The organism is Williamsia herbipolensis (assembly GCF_036153515.1).
GTDB lineage: Bacteria > Actinomycetota > Actinomycetes > Mycobacteriales > Mycobacteriaceae > Williamsia_A > Williamsia_A herbipolensis.
The window spans coordinates 1,759,637-1,781,951 of record NZ_CP108021.1 but is presented as its reverse complement, the minus strand read 5'-3'; the positions used below and the strand labels follow the sequence as shown (position 1 = coordinate 1,781,951).

The following is a 22,315-nucleotide window of genomic DNA, read 5'->3' as shown; positions in this document are numbered from 1 at the left end:
TGGCGGGCAAACACTAGGATATGCAAGTATACCGTGACCGGGGACACACCCCGTCCACTCTCACCACATCGAGTCGGAGACACGCCATGACCTCAGAGATCCCGCACTTCGTCGACGGCGAGCGCCGTCCGGGTACGTCCGGCCGCAGCGCCGACGTGATGAACCCGTCGACCGGCGCGGTGCAGGCCACGGTTCCACTCGCATCGGTCGAGGAGGTCAACGAGGTGGTCGCGTCGTCGGTCGCCGCCCAGCGGGTGTGGGCCGCGTGGAATCCGCAGAAGCGGGCGCGGGTGATGATGCGTTTCGTCGACCTGGTCAACCAGAACGCCGACGAGCTCGCCGAGCTGCTGTCGATCGAGCACGGCAAGACCATCGCCGACGCCCATGGCGACATCCAGCGCGGTGTCGAGGTCATCGAGTTCGCCATCGGGATCCCGCACCTTCTCAAGGGTGAGTTCACCGAGGGGGCCGGCACCGGCATCGACGTGCACTCGGTCCGCCAGCCCCTCGGTGTGGTCGCCGGCATCACGCCGTTCAACTTCCCCGCGATGATCCCGCTGTGGAAGGCCGGCCCCGCGCTGGCGTGCGGCAACGCCTTCATCCTCAAGCCCAGCGAGCGCGACCCCTCGGTGCCGCTGCGGCTGGCCGAGCTGTTCGGAGAGGCCGGTCTGCCCGCCGGCGTCTTCCAGGTGGTGCACGGCGACAAGGTCGCCGTGGACGCGTTGCTCACCCACCCCGACGTCCAGGCGCTGGGATTCGTCGGGTCGTCGGACATCGCGCAGTACATCTACGAGACCGCCGCGGCGAACGGCAAGCGGTCGCAGTGCTTCGGCGGCGCCAAGAACCACATGATCATCCTTCCCGACGCCGATCTCGATCAGGCCGTCGACGCGTTGATCGGCGCCGGCTACGGCAGCGCCGGTGAACGGTGCATGGCGATCAGCGTCGCGGTCCCCGTCGGCGAGGAGACCGCGAACCGCCTGCGCGACAGGCTGATCGACCGGGTGACCGCGCTGCGCGTCGGTCACAGCCACGACCCGAAGGCCGACTACGGCCCGCTGGTCAGCGGCGCCGCGCTCGAGCGCGTGCGCGATTACATCGGTCAGGGCGTCGACGCCGGCGCCGACCTCGTCGTCGACGGACGCGACCGCGCCAGCGACGACCTCACCTTCGGAGACGAGCAGCTCGAGGCCGGTTACTTCATCGGACCCACCCTGTTCGACCACGTCACCAAGGAGATGTCGATCTACACCGACGAGATCTTCGGCCCGGTGCTGTGCATCGTGCGGGCCGGTGACTACGAGGAGGCGCTCGCGCTGGCGTCGGATCACCAGTACGGCAACGGTGTCGCGATCTTCACCCAGGACGGCGACGCCGCCCGCGACTTCTGCGCGCGGGTCCAGGTCGGCATGGTGGGCGTGAACGTCCCGATCCCGGTTCCGGTGGCGTACCACACCTTCGGCGGCTGGAAGCGTTCCGGATTCGGTGACCTGAACCAGCACGGGCCGGCGGCGATCCAGTTCTACACCAAGGTCAAGACCATCACGACCCGGTGGCCGTCGGGCATCAAGGACGGGGCCGAGTTCTCCATCCCCACGATGCAGTGAGCGTCCTCGACGCGACGCTGTCGGCCGACGACCGCGTGATCACCGACACCGCCGCGGCGTTCGCCGCGAAACGGATCGCCCCGCACGCGCTCGCCTGGGATGCCGAGAAACACTTCCCCGCCGAGGAACTCCGCGAGGCGGCGGAACTGGGGATGGCGGCGATCTACTGCTCCGAGGAGTTCGGTGGCAGCGGGTTGACGCGCCTCGACGGCGTGCGGATCTTCACCGAGCTCGCCGCCGCCGACCCGACCACCGCGGCGTTCCTGTCGATCCACAACATGGCGACCTGGATGGTCGACTGCTACGGGACGGCTGAGCAGCGGGCGACGTGGGTTCCGCGGATGGCGAGCATGGAGTGCATCGCCAGCTACTGCCTCACCGAGCCGTCCGCGGGATCGGATGCGGCAGCCCTGCGGACCCGCGCCGACCGTGACGGCGACGATTTCGTGCTCAACGGTGTCAAGCAGTTCATCTCCGGCGCAGGCACATCCGATGTCTACATCGTGATGGCCCGCACGGGCGGCGACGGTCCGAAGGGCATCTCCACCTTCATCGTCGAGAACGGCACACCCGGGCTGTCCTTCGGCGCGCAGGAGAAGAAGATGGGCTGGCATGCCCAGCCGACCGCTGCGGTCGTGTTCGACGACGTCCGCGTCCCCGCGGCCAACATGGTCGGCGGCGATGCCGGTGAGGGAACGGGCTTCGGTATCGCGATGAACGGTCTCAACGGCGGCCGCATCAACATCGCGGCGTGTTCGCTCGGCGGAGCGCAGGATGCGATGGCCCGTACGCGCCGGTATCTGCGCGAGCGGGAGGCGTTCGGGGGCAGTCTCATCGACGAACCCACCATCCGTTTCGCCCTGGCCGACATGGCGATCGACCTCGAGGCATCACGGCTGATGCTGTGGAACGCCGCGGCAGCCCTCGACGCCGACCACCCCGACAAGGTGACGAGCTGCGCGATGGCGAAACGCTTCGTCACCGAGCGGTGCTTCTCCGTCGCCGATCAGGCGTTGCAGCTCCACGGCGGCTACGGCTACCTGCACGACTACGGGCTGGAGAAGATCGTCCGCGATTTGCGGGTCAACCGAATCCTCGAGGGAACCAACGAGATCATGCGCATGGTCATAGGCCGTGCCATCGCCAAGGAGAACCCATGACCACGATCGCGTTCCTCGGACTGGGCAACATGGGTGGACCCATGGCCGCCAATCTCGTCGCCGCAGGGCACACCGTCGCCGGATACGACCCGGTGCCCGCCGCAGCGGCCGCCGCCGCCGAGAACGGTGTCCTGCTCGCCGAGACCGCCGTCCAGGCCGTCGAACGCGCGGCGGTGGTGATCACGATGCTGCCCAGCGGCGCACTGGTGCGATCGGCGTACGCGGAGATCCTCCCCGTCGCCCAGGACGGGGCGGTCTTCATCGACAGCTCCACCATCTCCGTCGACGACGCCCGTGACATGAACACCCTCGCCGCCGAATTCGGCTTCGCCCAGGTCGACGCCCCGGTCTCCGGCGGCGTGAAAGGCGCGGTGGCCGGAACCCTCGCGTTCATGGTCGGCGGCATCGACGACGCGTTCGCGGCCGCTTCACCCGTCCTCGAACCCATGGCGGGCAAGGTGATCCACTGCGGCGGACCCGGAAGCGGCCAGGCGGCGAAGGTGTGCAACAACATGGTGCTCGCCGTGCAGCAGATCGTCGTCGGCGAGGCGTTCGTGCTGGCCGAGAAACTCGGCCTGTCGGCGGAATCGCTGTTCGACGTGATCACCGGCGCCACCGGCAACTGCTGGTCGGTGCACACCAACTGTCCGGTACCCGGCCCGGTCCCGACGTCGCCCGCGAACAACGACTTCCGCCCGGGTTTCGCGACCGCCCTCATGCACAAGGACCTCGGTCTGGCCATGGACGCAGTCAGCTCCACCGGTGCCACCGCACCGCTGGGCACCCATGCCGCCGAGATCTATGCCGCATTTGCGGAGAGCAACGGCAGCAAAGACTTCAGCGCCATCATCGAGACCCTGCGCTGACCGCTGCGCAACGAGCGGGCCTGCGGTTCACACTGTGGAGTTGTCAATGTTCGTAGCGCTCCCGCGGGTGGGCGGGGCGTCGGTCCTATGACGCCGCTAGGCCGCCCTCGGTTCCATGACGGTCAAAGTTCTTCTGTTGTAGGCGGGTAGCGGCTTCCGGTGTGGGTCGACGCTGGTCGGTGGGATGAGCCAAGGGTGTCGGTCGTGGCCCATGACGATGTCCCAGCCGGCGGTGTGGACGGCGGTGTGGCACGACCGGCAGAGCAGGCATCCGTTGTCCACGACCGTCTTCCCGCCGTCGGCGTGGTGAGCGATGTGGTGGATGTCGCACCACGCCGCGGGTGCCCCACACTTCACGCAGCCTCGGTCGCGGGCGAGAACGACTTTTCGGGCGTGGCCGGTGAACAGTCGTTTGTCGGCGGCGACGGACACCGGGGCACCGTTGAGGTCGACCCCGATCCCCAGGAGTGTCGCGTCGCAGGCGAGGAGTTTGGTCGTCAGGTCGCTGATGGGTCCGAGCCAGTTCAGTCGTGCCGGGTCGGGCCGGTCGAGAGGGACGGTGACGACGAGTTCGGTCGCGGGCGCCCCGGACAGCGCATCGGGTGCGAGGTTGCGGGTCGCGAGTTCCACGAGTTGAGCGAAGCTGTCGGCTCGCCGCCGCGCGGCGGTTCGTACGTCGGGGCTTCCGTCGGGGCTCGGTCGGGGTCGTGAGGCTCTGTCGAGGGCGGTGATGAGCCGTTCGCCGGTGGCGACGTCGAGGTCGAACTCACCGCGGAGCCTGCCGTCGTCGCCCTGGCTGTAGCTCAACTCGTTCGACTCTGGGTTCTCGGCGACCGGTATCTCCGGTTCGTCGGCCGGGGTGTGGGCGATCGCGGCCGCACGGGCGTCGTCGATGATCGCCGCCGGTGACGCACCTGACAGGGCCTGTGAGATCAGCCGATGTTCGAGGCCGATGATCAGGTCGGACTCGACCCGTTCCCCGGTGCGACGCGCGACATGATCGATCCCGCGGGCGACCGCATCGAGATGTTCGGCCGACAGGCCACCGTCGCGGGAGTGTCGATCGAGCACCGGTAGGACCTCCGCGGCCCGTCCGAGGCGGATCAATCGTGACGCCACGGCCGGCGCGACACCGTTGGCGACCAACAGTTCTCGCAACGACATCCCGCAGTGTGTCGCGACCCCGACGCGCTCGGCCTGCGACGTCAACCGCGCCAACACCCCATCGACCACCGCCCGGAGAGCGACGGCGCCACGGATGGCGGCGACGATCTCGCAGTCGACGTCGGCGACAACTGTTCCTTGTGAACCGAACTCGTCGACCAATCGGTCGGCGAGTTCGATGAATGATCCCCCGGTCATGCGTCAAACGTACATACGTTCGAACAAGAATGCAAGGGTGAAGACAGCGAATCAGGTTGACAGACAATCGGATTGAGTGTGGGCGACGCCCCCGATCATCACGCTACCGCACGGCACCGACACGAATCGGGAGTCAGTACCGCGTCATCCACAGGCTGCGCAGGACATCTGCCTGGTCGAAGCGAATACTTGCCCGGTCGATGCAGATGAGTGCACGATCGACGGACCGTGCTGGTGGTGCCGAACGAGTCAGTCGGTCAACGGGATCAGAAATCGCCGGCCGAGCGGCGGAGCGTCTCGATGGCGTCGACGAGGGCGCGCGACTGGTCGGCGGGGAGCCCGATGTCGGCGAAGACGTCGTCGTTGAGGGTGTTCGTGGCCTCTTCGACGGTGGAGCGCCCGATGTCGGTGATGCGCACGAGGGTGGTTCGGCCGTCGGTGGGGTGGGGGATGCGCTCGACGAGGCCTACCGATTCGAGACGCCGGATGGCGTGGGTGACGCTGGTGACGTGCACCTGCAGCCGCACACTGGCTTTGGTGATGGGCAGCGCGCCGGTGCGGCTGAAGGCGAGCAGTCGCAGCAGTTCGAAGCGGGAGAAGCTCAGATCGAACGGGCGCAATGCGGCCTCGACGCGCGCGAGCAGTATCTGGTGGGCGCGCATCACCGACGTGACGGCGACCATCCCGTCGGCGACGTCGCCCCATCCGGCGTTCGACCAGTTGTCGCGCGCCTTCGCGATCGGGTCGAAGGTGGGGCCGTCGGGGGACATGTCGTCATTCTCCCCGACGGCGCCCTCCGGCGTCACAACCCGGCGTAATCGGCTGCCTCACGCAACACGGCCTCGAGCATCGCCGGCGTGAGCCGACCGGTGAAGGTGTTCTGCTGGCTCACGTGATAGCTGCCGAACAGACGGAGCGGGGGCAGGCCGTCGCCGGCGAGGTCGACCGACACGCCGTGACCGAACACCGGCCGCGGTACGGGTATCGCGTAACCGTGCTCGCCCAGCGCGGTGAGAGCGGCCCGCCATCCGAACGCGCCGAGCGACATCACCGACCGCACCGTCGGGGCGAGCAACGTCAGTTCCGAGTGCAGCCAGTGCGAACACTCGTCGCGTTCGGCGGGTGTCGGCTTGTTCGCCGGGGGAGCGCAGTGCACCGGTGCGGTGATCCGGGTGCCGCGCAGGTTCAGTCCGTCGTCGGCGGAGACCGACGTCGGTTGGTTGGCGAGGCCCACCGCGTGCAGCGCCGCGAACAGGACATCCCCGCTGCGGTCGCCGGTGAACATCCGACCCGTGCGATTGGCGCCGTGCGCCGCCGGTGCGAGCCCGATGATGAGGAACGCGGCGTCGGCCGGTCCGATGCCGGGTACCGGCCGGCCCCAATAGGTCTCGTCGGCGAAGGCGCGTCGCTTCTCGCGGGCGACGCGCTCACGCCATTCGACCAACCGCGGGCACGCCCGACACTGCGTGACGGCCGCATCGAGGGCGGCGAGGTCGCGGAAACGAGTCACACCCCGACGCTACGCCGCGCGGCAGCACCCTCAGGGTTCGTCGCTCAGGACGACCAACCGCTGCGTCGCCCGGGTCATCGACACGTAGCGGTCGACCGCGCCGCGGATGCCGTCGCCGAACGACTCGGGTTCGACGAGCACCACCAGGTCGAACTCCAGACCCTTGACCAGCTCAGGCGGCAACGACCGGACCCTCGCGGTCCCCGGGAACGTCGGGTCGCCGATGACGCAGGCGACACCCGTCTCGTGCTCGGCCAGCCATGCCTCGACGATCAGGTGCAGCTCTCGACGCGGCCGGTGATCCACCGCGATGCCGTTGCGGCGGATGGAGGTCGGGACGTTCGCGTCGGGCAGCGCTGCGCGGATCGCGGGCGCGGCGAGGTCCATCACCTCGCCCGGGGTGCGGTAGTTGATGCGCAGCGACGCCGACTCGACGCGATCGAGACCTATCCGTCCGAGGCGCTGCCGCCAGCTCTCGGCGAACCCGCCGCGAGCCTGTGCCCGATCCCCGACGATCGTGAAACTCCTCGACGGACAGCGGGAGACGAGCATCCGCCACTGGGCGTCGGTCAGTTCTTGCGCCTCGTCGACCACGATGTGCGCGAACGGGCCCGCCAACCGGTCGGGGTCGGCCGTCGGGCGGGCGGCCTCGTCGATGAGGACCTCGTGGAGATGACCACCGCGCAGCATCGTCACCAGACTCGTGCTGTCACCGTCGCCGTCGGAGTCCCCGCCGTTGGTGTCCGCGCTGTCGGCGGCGATGAGGTCGTCGACCACGGCGGCCCTGCGCGCGCGTTCGGCCTCGATCGCGCCGCGTTGTGACGACCGACGCCGTGACGCCTCGGGATCGCCGAGTCGACGCCGCGCGGCGTCCAGCAGGGGGAGATCGGCGTCGGTCCACGGCCCGCCGGCCGTTCGGCGCACCGCGGCGAGCTCCTGCGCGCCGAGCCACGGAGCGCACGCACGGATGTATGCCGGCACCGACCACAGATCGCCGACGAGATCGGCCGCTTCGATCATCGGCCACGCCCGCACGAGCGTCGAGGTCAGGTCACGGTTGCGCTGCAACGACTTCCGTAGCTCAGCCGGCGGCACGTCGTCGACGGTGGCCCCGACGATGTCGACCAGTGCATCCCAGATGCTCTCGTGCGCCTCGTTGTGCGGTGTGCCCCGCTCCACGGCGTCGAACGCAGCCGCCCAGTCCGACGGCCGAAGTCGGACATCGGCCCACTCGGTCTCGACCGTCATGGCCACGGTGGGTGGCTCCTCGTAGAACGCCACCGCGGATTCGACGGCGTCGAGCATCGTTAGCGACGACTTCACCCCGACCGCAACGGGATCGGCCTCGACCTCGGCGTCGGCGCCCTCGGCGACCAGATCGCGCAGCGTCGCGGTCTGCACCCCTTCCTCGCCGAGGCTGGGCAGCACGTCACCGATGTAGGCGAGATACGGATCGTGCGGACCGACGAAGAGCACGCCGCCACGATGGTGGCCGAGCCGTGGATCGGAGTAGAGGAGATACGCCGTGCGATGCAGCGCCACCACGGTCTTGCCGGTGCCCGGCCCACCGTCGACGACGAGTGCACCCCGCGACCCCGCGCGGATGATCGCGTCCTGATCGGCAGCGATCGTGCCCAGCACGTCGCGCATCCGCGGTGATCGGTCCGCGCCGAGACTCGCGATGAACGCGGACTGATCGTCGAGTGCCGGCTCCGGGTGACCACGCCCCGCACCGTCGGCGAGGAACACCTCGTCCCAGTAGTCGGTGACCCGCCCCAACTCCCATCGGAATCGACGCCGTCGCGCCAGCCCCATCGGCCGGGCATGGGTGGCACCGAAGAACGGTTCGGCGGCGGGTGCGCGCCAATCGAGCAGCAGGGTCCGCCCCGCCTCGTCGGTCAGTCCGAGTCGGCCGATGTAGACCGGCTGCGGATCGTCCTCGGCAACCATATGGCCGAGACACAGGTCGATGCCGTAACGACGCAGAGTCCGCACGCGCGCGGTCAGGCGATGGATCTCCATGTCGCGATCCATCGCGGCGCGACCGGTGCCACCCGGACTCGACCGCAGGACCGCGAGCCGACCTGTGAGCTCGGTGATCGACGCGTCCAGCGTGGCCGCGATGTCCGCGAAGTGCTGCTCGTCGCCGCGGACGAGACACGGATCGGCCTTCGCGGCGTGGCTGTCGGGAAGGGCGAACGCGGACAGGGTCGGCGAAGGCACGTGAGGGTCTCGATTCATTCGATCGGCGGTGTGGCCAGCGAGTATGCAACCAGCACAGGGTCTTGCGGCAAGACCCCCACTGCGCTATATCTTGAGAGTGGAGGGAGACGTCACGCCGCCGATCCACTTCCACCTCATTCGAGTTCCCGCACAGTCCTTCCCCACGCCACGATCTCCGGGTCGGTCAGCGCGTCGGTGACGAAGTCCGCGGACAGGGCCTTCCCCACCTGTGAGGGCACCGCGATCACGAAGGCCCCCGCCGCCTGAGCCGCAACCACACCCGTCGACGAATCCTCCAGGGCCACACCGTCCGACGGTCGAGCGCCGAGCCGCTCGAACGCCACAAGGTAGGGCTCGGGATGAGGTTTGGCGTGGGCGACGTCGTCGGCGGTCACCGAGACCTCGAAGTAGCCATCGAACCCTGACGTGCCCAGAGCCGCCGACAACAGGTGCCGCGGGCTGTTGGTCGCGACCGCGATCGGCACACGGCTCGCAACAGCATCGAGCAGCGCTCGTGCACCGGGCATCGGCGCCGCACCGTCGGACAACTCCGCGCCCACTCGCGCGAGGAGATCTGCCTCGATGAGCGGACCGTCATCGGGACGGCCGAAGAACCGCGCGAGTTCTGCACATGCGGCGGGGACCGATCGTCCGATGAGCATGTCCTTCTCGGCCGGCCCGAATTCGTGGCCGTGCTCGGCGAACAAGGCTGCCTCGGCACGTGACCAGCAGCTCTCGGTGTCGAGAAGCAGACCATCGCAGTCGAACACGATCGCGCTCACCCGCGGTGGCAACCTTATGGCCGCATCGTATCGATGTCGATCAGCTCACGAGCTCCACCACCTCCGGTCCCACGTACGTCGCGCGGGGTCGGATGATCTTGCGGCTCTGGGCCTGCTCGAGGATGTTGGCGCACCAACCGACCACCCGGCTCACGGTGAAGGTCGGGGTGAACATGGTCCGCGGGATCCCGCAGCGGTCCATCACCACGCCCGCGTAGAACTCGACGTTGGCGTACAGCGGACGGTCGGGATGCGATCGGGCCAACTCCGACACCACCGCGCGCTCCACCTCGACGGCCAGGTCGACCGTGTCGCCGCCGAGGCCGTTCGCGATGTCCCGCAGCAACTCCGAACGGGGATCGACGGTGCGGTACACCGCATGACCGAAACCCATGATCCGTGCACCTGCCGCCATCTGCCCACGGGCCCATTCGGTGGCCGCCTCGGCGCCACCGGTCAGCGCGATCTCGTCGAGGGAGTCGAGTGCGCGGTCGGGTGCGCCGCCGTGCAGCGGCCCGGAGAACGCACCGATGGCGCCGCAGACCGCGGACACCAGATCGGCACCGGTCGAGGCGATCACGCGCGCGGTGAAGGTCGACGCGTTGAAGCCGTGGTCGATCGTCGCGATCAGGTACTGCTCGACGGCCCGGGCGTGTTCGGGTGTGGGCAACTCGCCGGTGATCGTGTGCAGCCAGTGGGCGGCGGTGTCGAGATCGTCGCGGGCCGGCACCGGTTCGTCGCCGTTCGAGATGCGATGCAGGGCAGCCAAAATGGTCGGTGTCACCGCGCAGACCCGCAGGGCATGCCGGACGCGCGTGTCCGGATCGGCGTCCCACAGCGGTGCCATCCCCTCGAGCTCGGCGAGCGACGACATTACGGTACGCAGGCCGATCAGCGGCCGACGACCGCCACCGGTGGCGGCGACCACTCGGATCACCGACATCAGGTCGTCGCCGATCGTGCGCAGGGACCGCACCTCGTTCACGAAGCGGTCGAGCTCGTAGGCCTCGGGGAGGCGACCGTGGACGAACAGGAACCACACCTCCTCGAACGTGCGGTACCGCGCGAGGGAGACGGCGTTGTACTGCCGGTACTGGTAGAAGCCCTCCTCGCCGCGCACATCCCCGATCTCGGTGTGTGCCACCGACACATTGGACAGACCCGGTTCGGCCACGATGACGCTCATCATCTCTCGTTTCTCCTCGACTGCTCAGGCGTTCTGGCCCTACATTCGACGCACGAGGCATGCCGGTCAATGTTGATCGGATCAACATCGGCGAAGGAGGTCCGACCGTGGCACGACGCCATCCACACCGGTGGCCCACGGCCATGCGACACGACGGCCGCGACTACCTGACCACCGCTCAGGTGGCCCGTGCGTTGGGGATCAAACCGGCGTCGGTGTACGCGTACGTCAGTCGTGGGCAGCTCGAGAGCGTCCGCATCGCGGGCATCCGCGGCAGCCTGTTCGCCGTCGGCGAGGTCGAGGCCCTGCGCCGCCGCACCCAGCAACGGCCCCCGGCCGGGGTCGTGGAACGGATCCGCACCGAGATCACTCTGCTCGCCGACGACCGCCTCCACTACCGCGGGCACGACGCCACCGAACTCGCCTTCACCGCCGACTTCCTCGAGGTCGTCGACCTCCTCTGGGGCACGACGACCACCGGGTCCGACTGCCCGGCGGCGCAGGCCGCCGTCACCCTTCCGACCCTGCCCGGGGCCGGTCGGCGACTGGACCGGATCCGGGTCACCGTCGACCTCCTGGGAGCCGCCGACGGATCCCGTGGCAGCATCGGTGCCGACGACGTGGCCCACAAGGCGAGGGGCGTCATCGACGCCGTCGTGGACACCCTGCCGATGGTGGCCGAGACCGGTGCGGGTTCGACGGTGGCACAACGCTTGTGGTGTCGACTGTCTCCCATGGCGCCGACGGCCCCACGGATCCGGCTGCTCAACGCCGCGCTGATCCTGCTCGCCGATCACGACCTCGCCGCGGGCACGGTCGCGGCCCGTGTCGCGGCCAGTGCACGCGGCAGCATCTACGCGGTCATCTCGGCCGGACTGGGTGCGTTCGACGGGCCCCTGCACGGCGGAGCGACCACCCTGGCGTACGACTTCCTCGCCTCGGTGCTCGCCGATGCCGACGGGCCCCAGCATCGGGTCGCGGAGTACCTGCGGGGTCACGACTTGCCGCCCGGATGCGGACACATCGTCTATCGCACGCACGATCCGCGCGCCGACGCGCTGCTTCGAGGGCTGGAGGCCGAGGGTGGTCGCCGCGACGTGCTGGCGGCCGTCGAGGCGGTGCGCGCGGGCGTCACCGGGCGCCCCCGGGGCTTCGTCAACTCCGATCTCGCGCTGGCCGCGTTCACGCTGCGATACCGCATGGTGCCCGACGCCGCCGAGACGATCTTCGCCATCGCCCGTATCGCCGGCTGGGTCGCCCACGCCATCGAGGAGTACCGCGCACCGCGCCTGCGATTCCGGCCCGAAGGTGTCTACACGGGCGTCCGACCCGCGACGTGACGGGTGTCACCGCGCCGTTACCCTTGCAAAATGACCTCGAACACGGTCGACGAGATCGACGACGGCTACCAGCGCGGCCTCTCGGCCCGCACCGTGCAGATGATCGCCCTCGGTGGCGCCATCGGGACAGGCCTGTTCTACGGCGCCGGCGGCGCGATCGAGGACGCCGGCCCGGCGCTCATCCTGGCCTACCTCGTGGCCGGACTCGCGATCTTCGTCGTCATGCGCGCCCTCGGTGAGCTCCTCATCTACCGACCGGTCGCCGGGTCCATCTCGGAGTACGCCCACGAATTCCTCGGCCGGTATCTGGGTTTCACCAACGGGTGGACCTACTGGGCGGTGTGGACCACCACCTGCATGGCCGAGATCACCGTCGCGGGCAAGTACGTCAACTACTGGTTCCCGTCGATCCCGGTGTGGGTGACCGCTCTCGTCGTGCTCATCGCGCTGTTCGCGGCGAACCTGATCTCGGTCAAGGTGTTCGGCGAGGCCGAGTTCTGGTTCTCCATGATCAAGGTCGCCGCCATCATTGCGATGATCGGCATCGGCACGCTGGTGCTGCTCCCCATCGCGGGCATCGGCCCCGAGACGGGACCCTCACTGACCAATCTGTATAACGACGGCGGCTTCTTCGCGACCGGGTTCGGCTCGGCGCTGCTGAGCCTGCAGATCGTCGTGTTCGCCTACGTGGGAGTCGAACTCGTCGGCGTCACCGCGGGCGAGGCCGCCAACCCGAAGGTCACCCTGCGCAAGGCGATCAACACGCTGCCGTTCCGCATCGGCCTGTTCTACGTCGGTGCGCTCGTGGTCATCCTGTCGGTGCGCGGATGGCGCGAGTTCTCCGACGGCAACAGCCCGTTCGTCGAGGTGTTCGGCTACATCGGCATCCCCGGCGCCGCGGGCATCGTCAACTTCATCCTGCTGACCGCTGCCCTGTCGTCGTGCAACTCCGGCATCTACTCGACCGGACGCATGCTGCGCAGTCTGTCGCAACGGGGTGAGGCGCCGGAGAAGCTGTCGGTGATGTCGAGCCGCCAGGTACCGATCGGCGGCATCGTCCTGTCGGCCGGTGTGATGGTGATCGGCGTGATCGTGAACATCATCAGCCCCGATCGCGCGTTCGCCTACATCACGTCGGTCTCCACCGTGGGCATCATCTTCGTGTGGAGCTCGATCCTGATCAGCCACATGGTCTATCGCTCACGGGTGGCGGCGGGAACGGTCGAGGCGTCGGACTACCGGCTGCCCTGGGCGCCCGTCAGCACCGTCATCGCGCTGGCGTTCTTCGCCATGGTGGTCGTGCTGCTGTTCTTCAGCGACTCGGGCCGTATCGCGGTCGTCGTCGGCGCGATCTGGTTCGCCGGTGTCACCGTGGGCTACGTGATCTCCACCCGCCGAGGCGCACGCACCGCGGCGTGACCGTTCTCTTCGCCCTCGAGAGCTGACTCTGCTGCTGGGATTTCGCGCCCAGCGGCTCGGCGTCGTCCCCACGGCGATGCCGGCCCGCTCAGAGGGAATTCTCAGTCACTTCTCGGTGCGCGGTGTGCCGATCAGGCCGGGTGCGTCGAGCGTGCCTCCGAGGACCGGTCCCGGATCATCACGCCGATGTCGTCGATGAGCGTCGTCATCATCTCGACGTAGCCGGACTGCTCCGGCCCGAGATCGGCGAGCGCACCGGCGCGCGCCCGCGCGGTGTCGAGGTGATCGGCCGCGGCGTCGAACGATCCGAGCCGCCGGAGATTGTCGGCGATGTTGAGGTGCAGCGACGGATAGAACGCGGCCACCTGCAGGCTCACGTGGTGCTCCTGCGCGCGCGAGTCGTCGAGGACGTCGGCGGCGTCGAGCGCACGTACATCCCACATCAGCGCCTGCGCCGGATCGTCGACCATGTCCGCGAGGTAGTGGGCGAGCACGCACCGGTGGAATGGGTCACCGCCGGCGGTGATCTCCGCCCACAGATCGACGAGGGTGTCGCGGTGGCGGGGGTCGCCGTCGACGCGATGCGCTCCGACCGCGGCGGTGATCCGATCCATGATCGGGTCGGTGGAGGGTCCCGGTGTGGTCATCGCGCCATCGTGGCAGCCCCATCGGACATCGACGCAAACCCTGCGATCTAGATCCGCAGGTCGACCCACACCAACCGGTGATCGCTGCTGACGGTCGGCGGCATCAGTTCTGCGCCGGGCTGCCCGGGAGCGGGCCAGAAGACCGCGGCACCGGCCACCGGGAGATCCCTCGACGGCAGGACGTAGTCGACCCGCAGGTTGCCGGGAGCCGGGTCGGAGAAGTCCGCGGTCCGCAGCTGGGGCGGCGTACGGTGACCGGTCTCGCCGACCGAGGCGACCACGGCACCGGCCGAGGTGGGCAACGGGTCGTGCACCCGTGGCAACGACAACACCTGGCCGATCGCCCCGACACCGGGTCCGGGCGGCCCACCGTCGGCGGGGTCACTGTTCTGGTCGCCGACCATCACGAACGAGGCGCCGGATTCGAGACCGCCACGGCGGCCGGCGTCGTCGCGGATGTACTGCGCGCGTGCACCTCCGGCGATGTAGTCGGCGGAGAACCGCACCTCGTCGTGGTTGCGACGTCCGTTGCGGTCCTCGGGACCGTCGAAGCTCGGGGGAGTGGGATGCGACGCCAGCAGGTGTATCCGGCGACCGTGGACGTCGATGGGCAGATCCCAGTGCGACTTGCTCGACAACCGCAGGATGTCGGCATTTGCGCCGTAGTAGTCGCGTGGGATGAGGTTGCCCGGCTGGTCTTTCCAGAGGAAGTTCCGGAACGTGCGCACCTTCGCGGTGTCGATGGGGAACTTCGAGAGCACGAGCATCCCGTACTGGCCGGGGAAGGCCCCGAACCCGTAGGCGTCGTCGGGGCCGTCGGTGCGACCGTCGCCGTTGAGATCACGGCCGGTCGGCACGCCGGTGTTGACCGGCGCGGTGTACATGAAGGGATAGTCGACGGGAGTGTGCCCGTTCTGCGACCGCTGGAGGTAGTTCGTGGTGAACGCCTTGGCGGCCTCGAGGCCCGGGTAGTAGTCGAACTCGTTGAGCAGCAGGATGTCCGGATGGTTGATCTGGACGATCTGCGCGATGACCTTCGCCTGGGCGTTGGTCCCCGATCGGAGGTCGGTCAGCAGGGCGCCTGCCGAGCCGCGGTTGAGGCTCGCGTTGTACGTCGCGACGCGCACCGTGGACGCCTCCCCGGACGATCCGAACCCGGGTGCGGCCACGGCCGGGGTTGCCGTCACGGTGCCGAGAGCGACGACGAGCGCGGCCAGGAGGGCGGTACGCATACGCATCCGGCGAACATTAGCGGCGGTCAGCGAACGGGAGGTCACGCAACGGTGAACTCCCTGCTCGTCCCGGTGATCGGTGTGACCGCGCCGCTTGCGGCCCTGCGGTTCCCGAAGTAGCGGACGCGAAACCGTCCCCGCGTGCCCTGGGGAACCGTCCATCGCACACTCACCACCGATGCGGTCGCCGATCCGGCGGGTCGCTGCCAGTGGAACTCGGTGCACCAGTCGTCGTCGTCGAACACCCGCGTCCACCGACCGTCGACGGATCGCTCGATCGCGAGGTAGGTGTCGTCGGTGCGGAAGTCGTTGGTCGGGTGCGCGCCGACGAAGTCGGTCACCACCGTCGACCCGGGGGAGTACGACGCCCGCGGCGCGGTCAGCACGTCGCCGAACCGACGGCCCGTGACGGCGGTGTCCGATGGGACTGCGGGCAGCAGATCGGGTTGGATCGAGGACTTGTCCAGCGGTGCCGGACCCCGGCCGATCGCCGACCCCGAGGCCATCGATCGCGCCAGGCGGTCGAACTCCTGCAGGTAGGCCGACAACGTCCACCGGCCGAACTGGGTCTCGCCGCCCTCGTACTGCTGGGCGTCGTACTCCTCGGGCGTCGTGACGTATTGGCTGTAGCCGTTGGCGTAGCCCTGCAGGAGCACGTCGTCGATGTCGACGCCCAGGGCGGCCGCGACGGTGCGCCGCACCCGTAGCCCGGCGACGATCGTGAACTCCGCTGCAGCGCCAGCCAGCACGAGATCACCGATGCGCATGAGCTGGATGGGCAGGATCTGCGGGATCCACGGCCACGGCGGCAGCAGCCCCAACGGCGCCACGATCAGCTTCGGGGCCTGGATGTCGCGCAGCGACGGCGGGATCGGTGTCCTCTGGCCCTCGTCGAACAGGGGCACGGGCAGATTCCAGTTGTCCTCTCGACTGGTCCCGAACGCGGCGGCACCCATACACGCCGCGCCGGTCCGCGCCGGTCGGCCGTCGGGTGTGTAGCGACCGTCGATCGCGACCGCGGCGAAATCGACGTAGGTGACGGCCGAGGCGACACCGCTGCGCGACATCCTGCGGGCGCCACCGAGGGCCGTCGCGCCGGCGCGGTGTTGCCGATCGCCGATGATGAGGCAGTTCGTGCGGTTGTCGGCCGTCGGCCCACCCGGTCGCAACGGACGCACCCACAGGTTGGGTGTCATGTCACCGGCATTGGTCTGCGGGAACGATGCGATCACACCGGGGTTCTCGGTCTCGGCGCGGTAGCTGGCGTATCCCTTGTTGTCGCCGGAGATGAGGGTGTTGCGGTCGGTCAGCGAGGTGCCGTGTGTGGCGAACCAGGTGATGTGCCCGATGTCGGTGCCGTCGTCGCGGCGCAGACGTAGCGAGGTGACGGCCGGGTCGATGGCGCGGGGGAAGACGCGTCGGTCGGAGGCGGGGTTGCGGTCGAACGCGATCCGCGACCGGTTGGCGCTCGCGTCGCCGAGTTCGGTGCGGCCCAGCGTGATCGAGCCGGGCGCGAGGGTGGCGTGGGCCCGCTCGATCGCGGTGACGATGCCGTCGACCTCCGCGCGGTAGGACCGCTTCTTGAAGCCGTATGCGGCAAGCGTGTAGGCGTAGTCCCAGGCCGTCCCGCCGCACGAATTGTGGTTGTGCGTCGCGTTGAGGTTCACGTTGCGCTCGGTGTAGACGCCGCCGAGACGCGTTCGCAGCGCGGCGATCACGCCGATGTGCACCGACTGGAACAGGCACGCGATGTCGACGTTGACGAACACGATCCGCTCACCGGTGGCGCGGTCGACCACGATGTACGCCCGCGCCCAGCACCGCGACAGGAGCCCGGTCGACACCTGCTCCTGCTCGGAGTACCCCATCATCCCCTGACCGGCGACGGCGCCGGTGACGTCGGCCTTCCCGGCCCCGACGAGCAGCCCGGTCACCGGCGTCGCGGCAGCGCGGCCGGCTACAGAGCCGGCGGCGCCGATCGCGGCGCCCGCGGCGAGGCCACCCAGAACGGTCCTGCGTCGGATCCCGGGCGACGAGGTCTCGCCGGCGCTCATCTCGGGGGTCATCGGCCCAGAACTCCTGTCAGGTGATCGTTGGCGAAGACGCGGTCGGGATCGAACATGTCACGCACGGCGAGGAATTCGTCGAAGCGGGGGTACACCGTGCGCAGGTCGTCGGCGGTGCGTGTGTGCATCTTGCCCCAGTGCGGTCGCCCGTCGCGGGCGAAGAGGATCTTCTCGACCTCGGTGAAGTAGTCGTCGGGGCGGTCGCCGTGGAACCGGTGCATCGCGATGTACCCGGTGGTGCGGCCCGACGCCGTCGACAGCATCAACTCGTCGGCCGCGGCGGCCCGCACCTCGATCGGGAACGACACCTTCCATCCCCGTGCGCCGATGAGGTGCCGGATCTCGGCGACGGCCTCGGGGATCTCCGCGAGGGGGATCGCGTATTCCATCTCACGGAACCGCACCCGCCTGTCGGAGACGAACACCTCGTGCGAGGCGTCGACGAACCGCCGCGCCGACAGGGCCGCACCGGCTATCCGCGCCAATCGTGGTGTGAGCGAGGGTCTGCGGGCCCCGGCCGAACACATCGCCCCGAACACCCCGTTGCTGAGCAGTTGATCGTCGAGGTAGCGGCGGACCTTGCCGGGGCCCTGCGCCGGGGTGTCGGCCGGAAGCCGTCGATTGGTCTTGGTGAGCGCGACGTCGGTGTGCGGGAACCAGTAGAACTCGTGGTGGTCGTTGGTCGCGACGGAGTCGAGGAAGCCGCCGATGGCGTCGTCGACGTGCACGGGTCGTTCCACCGCCTCGAGGGCGAACGCGGGGACGCACGCGAGGGTGATGTCGGTGAGGATGCCGAGGGCGCCGAGGCCGAGGGCGGCGGCCTGCAGGGTCGCCCGGTCGTCGTCGGTCACGGTGACCGTCTCGCCGGTGCCGGTGACCAACGTCAGTCCGACGATCTGGGTGGCGAGGCCACCGAAGTTCCTCCCGGTGCCGTGTGTTCCGGTCGAGGTCGCACCGGAGATGCTCTGTGCGTCGATGTCACCGAGATTGGGCATGGCCAGGCCCAGCGGTTCGAGCAGGGCCGGCAGGTCGTGCAACCGGGTGCCCGCGCGCACCGTGACTCGGCGGGTGGCGGGGTCGGCGTGGACGATCCCGCTCATCGCGGTCGTGTCGATCTGGATGTCGCGCGCGACGGCGAGACCGCTGAAGCTGTGTCCGGATCCGACCGCCTTCACGGTGGCCCCCTCCGAGCGTGCGCGACGCACCACCGCCGCGACGTCGTCGGCGTCGGTCACGGGGACCACCTCGCGGGGTGTCACCGCCTGCGTGCGACCCCAGTTCGTCCACGGCACAGTCGTCGTCGTCACAGGAAACACATCCCTTCACCTCGGTAGGTCGGCACGGTGTCGACGACTTCGTCGCCGTCGACGATCACGATCGCTGCGCAGTGTTCGGCGGGTTCGCCGGACTTGGTGTGGCGGAACCAGACCCGGTCACCGATCGCGAGCGCGTCGGCGGCGTCGCCGCGCAGAGGGGTCTGCACCTCGCCGGCCGCCTCGCGGTCGATGTAGGCCAGACCCGGCGGCCACACGGGCAGGGGGAGTCGGTCGGGCGCCGGTGGACCCGAGGCGATCCACCCGCCCCCGTGACAGGTGACCATGCCCTGGCGCGGCCGGCGCACCACCTGCAGCCCGAACCCGAGTGCCGGTGCGGGCCGGAAATGCGAGTAGGTGTCGAACAGGTGCCCGCCGAAGAACCCACTGCCCGCGGCGATGTCGGTCACCGAGGGGTCGGCTGCGGTCACCTCGAGCGAACCCGTGCCACCGGCATTGACGAACTCGAGGTCGCAGAGTTCGCCGATCGCGGCGACGGCGGCACCGCGGCGGCGGCGCAGTTCGGCCATCGACGCCGTCTGCATCGTGCGGATCAACCGATTGCGCAGAGGTGCGCCGCTTCCCAGGCCACCGGGCGCGGCGTCGCCGACCCCGGCGATCTGGGCCTCGTACGACATCACGCCGACCAGGGTCACCCCGGGACGGGCCACGATCGCCCTGGCCAACGCGACCGCGTCGTCGACGCTGTGGACGGGGGAGCGGTGGACACCGATGTGACCGACGAGGGGCGCATCCAGCGAGGCGTCGAGGTCGATGGCGACCCGGATCGGATGTGCGCGAACGGGTGCGGCGGCATCGATGAGGTCGAGGTGGTCGGTCGAGTCGACGAGCAACGTCACCCGCGACGCGGCGACCTCGTCGGCGGCCAGGGCCGCGATCGAGGCGCGCCGCGCGGTCGGATACCCCATGAGCACATCGGTCACGCCGGATCGTGTCGCCAACCAGATGGCCTCGTCGATGTCGTAGGCCAACACCCCGGCGAAGCCGTCGCGCGCGAGGATGTCATCGATCACCGACCGCACCCGCAGGGACTTCGACGCGACCCGGATCGGCATACCGCCGGCACGGCGACGCAGGTCGGCGACGTTCGCCTCGAAGGCGTTGCGGTCGAGTGCGACGACCGGACCGTCGAGGTGTGCCGTGGCGCGGTCGATCCGGTCCCACTGATCGATGTGGGTGGCGGCGGTGGTCATCGGACCGACCGGACGCGCAGGACCGACAGTCCGCCCGCGATGCCGAGGATCGCCGACACGGTGAACAGGGCGACGAATCCGCCTGTCGCGGCGACGATCCCGGCGCCGAGGAGGGGGCCGAGCGCCTGGGGCACGGCCATGGCGATGTTCATGATGCCGAGGTCCTTTCCGGTGTGATCGGCGGAGGGGAGTACCTGGGTGGCCAGCGCCTGGTCGACGCCGAGGAAGCTGCCGAACCCCGCTCCGAGCAGGGCTGCGGCCACCATCGTGGTGGGGACGCCGGCCGAGATCGCGATGGCCGCGGCGGCGAGGCCCTGCAGCGCACCCGCGGCCAGCACGAACGGCTTCCGGCGCCCGATCCGGTCGCTGAGGATGCCCGACCCGATGGCGGCCGAGATCACGAACACCATGTAGATCGCGGTGAGCAGCAACAGATCACCCTGCGCGTCGTCGACCCGGAGCCCGAACTGCAGGTAGTAGAGGAGCAGCGAGGTGCCCAGCGCGTTGCCGACGTTGACGAGGATCCGACCGAGCAGTGTCCACCCGAAGTCGGGGTGCTCGCGCGGCGACACCCACAGTTCGGCGACGACACCGGCGACGGTGAGGCGCTCGCGATCCCGGGCCGGGTGCGGGGGATCGTCGACGGTGATCACGAAGGGGAGCACGCACACGACCAGCAGGGCGGCGACCACGAGAGAGCCTGCGCCGGTGGATAGCCCGAGCGCGGAGATCAGTCCGATGCCGACGATGACGCCGATCGCCTGCGGTGCCGACACCCAGCTCGAGACCACCCCGCGCTGCGCCACCGGCACCCGATCGCCGATCAGGGCGGTCAATGCCGCCGACGCGGTGCTGAAGCCCACGATGGCCACACACCAGCAGACGGTGATGCCCACCAGGCCGTGTCGTGTGCCGAGGATCGCCAGGGCGCCGGCGAACAGGAGCACCCCGCCCACGATCCACGGACGGCGGCGGCCCAAGCGGCTCGTGGTGCGATCCGACAGCGCGCCGGTCAGCGGGAACGCGATCAGTGCGAAGACCGCAGAGATCCCCGACACGACACCGAAGGTGGTGACGCTGTGCTGCCAGGTGTCGTCGGTGATCGTGTCGCCGATACCGAGTCGGTCGTTGATCTGCTCGGGCAGGGTGAGCTGGAACGGGGTCAGTTGCGCCATCCAGATCCCCAGCCAGGCGACGGCGAACAGCCCGATCCACCGCGCGTCTACGCGGGTCGGTGTCGCGGTGTCGGGCCGGGTCACGCCGGTTCCAGGTGGGTGAGCAGCACCGTCACACAGGCGTCGACGATGCGACGGGCGTTCACGAGATCGCCGGTGGTGAGGTAGGCGACGGTGAGGCCGTCGGTGGCCGCGACCACGATGGGGGCGAGTTCCTCGGGCGGGGTGCGCCACCGTCGCCAGGACGCCTCGGTCGCGGCGGTCAGCGCGCGGGCGGCGAGCTGGTAGTAGCGCTCGTAGGTCCGCGCGGCCAACGCCTCGAGACCCGGTGTGCGCCGCGCGTACCGGGCCAGCGCCATCATGGCCTGTTCGCGTGCCGGGTCGGCGACGAGGCTGTCGAGGTATCCGGTCAGGCCGCCGCGCAGGAGGTCGTCGATGTCGGGTCGGTCGGTCGGATCGGCGCTCGGCTCGCCGTCGGGCGTGGTGAGCACGGCGTGGACCGCGGTGTCCTCGCTCGACAACCCGGCGACCACCAACGCCTCGAGCAACGCCGCCCGCGAATCGAACGCGTAGTGGAAGCTCGCCAGCGACATCCCGGCCTCGGCGCAGATGCGTCGGGTCGTCGCGGCGTCGACACCGTGCTCGGCGACCACCCGGAACGCGGCCGCCACGAGGCGGTCGCGACGTTCGTCGACGGGTACGCGGGCGATGATCGGCTCCTGACGCGCAAGCAAGTGGGTCAAATGACCCAGTTGCCGTGAACCGTAACCGACGGTGACCGATCGCGCGAGCATTATCGTGGGAGTCATGTCCGGCCCGCCCCCGAGTACGCGCGTCGACAGCTGGATCTGGGCGGTGCGGCTGACCAAGACGCGATCGCAAGCCGCATCGGCCTGTCGTGGCGGGCACGTGAAGGTCAACGGCACGCCCGCGAAACCCGCCCAGCACGTCGCCCCCGGCGACGAGGTGCGGCTGCGGGTCGGTGGCCGCGACCGCATCGTCGAGGTCGTGACCGTGCTGTCCAAGCGCGTGGGACCCCCGGTGGCCGCGGCGGCGATGATCGACCGCAGCCCGCCTCCGCCGCCGCGGGAGGTCCTGGCGTCGATCCCGTTGCGCGATCGGGGTGCGGGTCGTCCCACCAAACGCGAACGCCGCGACACCGACCGTCTGCGCGGACGCGAGAACTCTCCGTGATCGCAGGCGGCGGCCCTAC

At 69.4% G+C, this 22,315-nt stretch carries 19 protein-coding genes; 6 read left to right on the top strand and 13 right to left on the bottom strand.

The window, feature by feature from the left end:
• Positions 1 to 86: 86 nt before the first annotated feature.
• The 3 genes from OG579_RS07990 to mmsB are packed head-to-tail and all read left to right on the top strand — an operon-like array spanning position 87 to position 3,633.
• Positions 87 to 1,607, top strand: a complete 1,521-nt coding sequence (locus OG579_RS07990) for a CoA-acylating methylmalonate-semialdehyde dehydrogenase (RefSeq protein ID WP_328858699.1) — start codon at positions 87 to 89, stop codon at positions 1,605 to 1,607.
• The gene (locus OG579_RS07985; RefSeq protein ID WP_328858698.1) at positions 1,604 to 2,767 is read left to right on the top strand and encodes an acyl-CoA dehydrogenase family protein; all 1,164 of its coding nucleotides are present in this window, start codon (positions 1,604 to 1,606) and stop codon (positions 2,765 to 2,767) included. Before OG579_RS07990 ends, OG579_RS07985 begins: the two co-directional genes overlap by 4 nt.
• On the top strand, positions 2,764 to 3,633 hold the full coding sequence (mmsB, locus tag OG579_RS07980) for a 3-hydroxyisobutyrate dehydrogenase (protein WP_045823791.1): 870 nt from the start codon (positions 2,764 to 2,766) through the stop codon (positions 3,631 to 3,633). Before OG579_RS07985 ends, mmsB begins: the two co-directional genes overlap by 4 nt.
• A gap of 96 nt (positions 3,634 to 3,729) precedes the next feature.
• On the opposite strand, the gene OG579_RS07975 is transcribed toward mmsB, so the two are convergent.
• The 6 genes from OG579_RS07975 to OG579_RS07950 form a co-directional block, all read right to left on the bottom strand.
• Positions 3,730 to 4,995, bottom strand: coding sequence for an HNH endonuclease (locus OG579_RS07975; protein ID WP_328858697.1), 1,266 nt, complete (start codon positions 4,993 to 4,995; stop codon positions 3,730 to 3,732).
• A 266-nt stretch (positions 4,996 to 5,261) separates the two neighbouring features.
• Positions 5,262 to 5,765, bottom strand: a complete 504-nt coding sequence (locus OG579_RS07970; RefSeq protein ID WP_328858696.1) for a MarR family winged helix-turn-helix transcriptional regulator — start codon at positions 5,763 to 5,765, stop codon at positions 5,262 to 5,264.
• A 32-nt stretch (positions 5,766 to 5,797) separates the two neighbouring features.
• Entirely contained in the window at positions 5,798 to 6,505 is a 708-nt protein-coding gene (locus OG579_RS07965; protein ID WP_328858695.1) for a uracil-DNA glycosylase, read from the bottom strand.
• 30 nt (positions 6,506 to 6,535) lie between these two features.
• Positions 6,536 to 8,728 (bottom strand): RNA polymerase recycling motor ATPase HelR, encoded by a 2,193-nt coding sequence (helR, locus tag OG579_RS07960; RefSeq protein WP_328858694.1) that lies wholly within the window; start codon positions 8,726 to 8,728, stop codon positions 6,536 to 6,538.
• A gap of 134 nt (positions 8,729 to 8,862) precedes the next feature.
• A complete protein-coding gene (locus tag OG579_RS07955) occupies positions 8,863 to 9,510 on the bottom strand; it encodes an HAD family hydrolase (RefSeq protein WP_328858693.1) in 648 nt (215 codons plus the stop codon).
• A 40-nt stretch (positions 9,511 to 9,550) separates the two neighbouring features.
• Entirely contained in the window at positions 9,551 to 10,699 is a 1,149-nt protein-coding gene (locus OG579_RS07950; protein ID WP_328858692.1) for a citrate/2-methylcitrate synthase, read from the bottom strand.
• A 104-nt stretch (positions 10,700 to 10,803) separates the two neighbouring features.
• Between OG579_RS07950 and OG579_RS07945 the strand changes: the two genes are divergently transcribed.
• Together OG579_RS07945 and OG579_RS07940 are read left to right on the top strand one after the other, a co-directional pair.
• Positions 10,804 to 12,036, top strand: coding sequence for a citrate/2-methylcitrate synthase (locus OG579_RS07945; RefSeq protein ID WP_408068764.1), 1,233 nt, complete (start codon positions 10,804 to 10,806; stop codon positions 12,034 to 12,036).
• Between the two features lie 30 nt (positions 12,037 to 12,066).
• Positions 12,067 to 13,455 (top strand): amino acid permease, encoded by a 1,389-nt coding sequence (locus OG579_RS07940; RefSeq protein ID WP_328858691.1) that lies wholly within the window; start codon positions 12,067 to 12,069, stop codon positions 13,453 to 13,455.
• A 131-nt stretch (positions 13,456 to 13,586) separates the two neighbouring features.
• Here the strand turns inward: OG579_RS07940 and OG579_RS07935 are convergent, their stop codons facing one another.
• The 7 genes from OG579_RS07935 to OG579_RS07905 are packed head-to-tail and all read right to left on the bottom strand — an operon-like array spanning position 13,587 to position 21,911.
• Positions 13,587 to 14,102, bottom strand: coding sequence for a hypothetical protein (locus OG579_RS07935; protein WP_328858690.1), 516 nt, complete (start codon positions 14,100 to 14,102; stop codon positions 13,587 to 13,589).
• A gap of 47 nt (positions 14,103 to 14,149) precedes the next feature.
• Entirely contained in the window at positions 14,150 to 15,340 is a 1,191-nt protein-coding gene (locus OG579_RS07930) for an endonuclease/exonuclease/phosphatase family protein (protein WP_328858689.1), read from the bottom strand.
• A 35-nt stretch (positions 15,341 to 15,375) separates the two neighbouring features.
• Positions 15,376 to 17,400 (bottom strand): neutral/alkaline ceramidase, encoded by a 2,025-nt coding sequence (locus OG579_RS07925; protein ID WP_328858688.1) that lies wholly within the window; start codon positions 17,398 to 17,400, stop codon positions 15,376 to 15,378.
• Positions 17,397 to 18,707, bottom strand: a complete 1,311-nt coding sequence (locus OG579_RS07920; RefSeq protein ID WP_408068763.1) for a D-arabinono-1,4-lactone oxidase — start codon at positions 18,705 to 18,707, stop codon at positions 17,397 to 17,399. The genes OG579_RS07925 and OG579_RS07920 overlap by 4 nt, the downstream gene beginning before the upstream one ends.
• Entirely contained in the window at positions 18,704 to 19,927 is a 1,224-nt protein-coding gene (locus OG579_RS07915; protein ID WP_328858686.1) for an alanine racemase, read from the bottom strand. Before OG579_RS07915 ends, OG579_RS07920 begins: the two co-directional genes overlap by 4 nt.
• The gene (locus tag OG579_RS07910; RefSeq protein ID WP_328858685.1) at positions 19,924 to 21,186 is read right to left on the bottom strand and encodes an MFS transporter; all 1,263 of its coding nucleotides are present in this window, start codon (positions 21,184 to 21,186) and stop codon (positions 19,924 to 19,926) included. The genes OG579_RS07915 and OG579_RS07910 overlap by 4 nt, the downstream gene beginning before the upstream one ends.
• On the bottom strand, positions 21,183 to 21,911 hold the full coding sequence (locus tag OG579_RS07905) for a TetR/AcrR family transcriptional regulator (protein ID WP_328858684.1): 729 nt from the start codon (positions 21,909 to 21,911) through the stop codon (positions 21,183 to 21,185). The genes OG579_RS07910 and OG579_RS07905 overlap by 4 nt, the downstream gene beginning before the upstream one ends.
• Between OG579_RS07905 and OG579_RS07900 the strand changes: the two genes are divergently transcribed.
• Entirely contained in the window at positions 21,910 to 22,296 is a 387-nt protein-coding gene (locus OG579_RS07900) for an RNA-binding S4 domain-containing protein (RefSeq protein WP_328858683.1), read from the top strand. The genes OG579_RS07905 and OG579_RS07900 overlap by 2 nt on opposite strands.
• Positions 22,297 to 22,315: the final 19 nt, after the last annotated feature.

What these genes read in the sequence shown, in the direction of transcription:
- OG579_RS07990 (WP_328858699.1), top strand. Translation starts at nt 87, where the DNA reads ATGACCTCAGAGATCCCGCACTTCGTCGACGGCGAGCGCCGTCCGGGT.
- mmsB (WP_045823791.1), top strand. Translation starts at nt 2,764, where the DNA reads ATGACCACGATCGCGTTCCTCGGACTGGGCAACATGGGTGGACCCATG.
- OG579_RS07975 (WP_328858697.1), bottom strand. Translation starts at nt 4,995, where the DNA reads ATGACCGGGGGATCATTCATCGAACTCGCCGACCGATTGGTCGACGAG.
- OG579_RS07970 (WP_328858696.1), bottom strand. Translation starts at nt 5,765, where the DNA reads ATGTCCCCCGACGGCCCCACCTTCGACCCGATCGCGAAGGCGCGCGAC.
- OG579_RS07950 (WP_328858692.1), bottom strand. Translation starts at nt 10,699, where the DNA reads ATGATGAGCGTCATCGTGGCCGAACCGGGTCTGTCCAATGTGTCGGTG.
- OG579_RS07940 (WP_328858691.1), top strand. Translation starts at nt 12,067, where the DNA reads ATGACCTCGAACACGGTCGACGAGATCGACGACGGCTACCAGCGCGGC.
- OG579_RS07935 (WP_328858690.1), bottom strand. Translation starts at nt 14,102, where the DNA reads ATGACCACACCGGGACCCTCCACCGACCCGATCATGGATCGGATCACC.
- OG579_RS07930 (WP_328858689.1), bottom strand. Translation starts at nt 15,340, where the DNA reads ATGCGTATGCGTACCGCCCTCCTGGCCGCGCTCGTCGTCGCTCTCGGC.
- OG579_RS07925 (WP_328858688.1), bottom strand. Translation starts at nt 17,400, where the DNA reads ATGACCCCCGAGATGAGCGCCGGCGAGACCTCGTCGCCCGGGATCCGA.
- OG579_RS07915 (WP_328858686.1), bottom strand. Translation starts at nt 19,927, where the DNA reads ATGACCACCGCCGCCACCCACATCGATCAGTGGGACCGGATCGACCGC.
- OG579_RS07900 (WP_328858683.1), top strand. Translation starts at nt 21,910, where the DNA reads ATGTCCGGCCCGCCCCCGAGTACGCGCGTCGACAGCTGGATCTGGGCG.
- OG579_RS07905 (WP_328858684.1), bottom strand. Translation starts at nt 21,911, where the DNA reads ATGACTCCCACGATAATGCTCGCGCGATCGGTCACCGTCGGTTACGGT.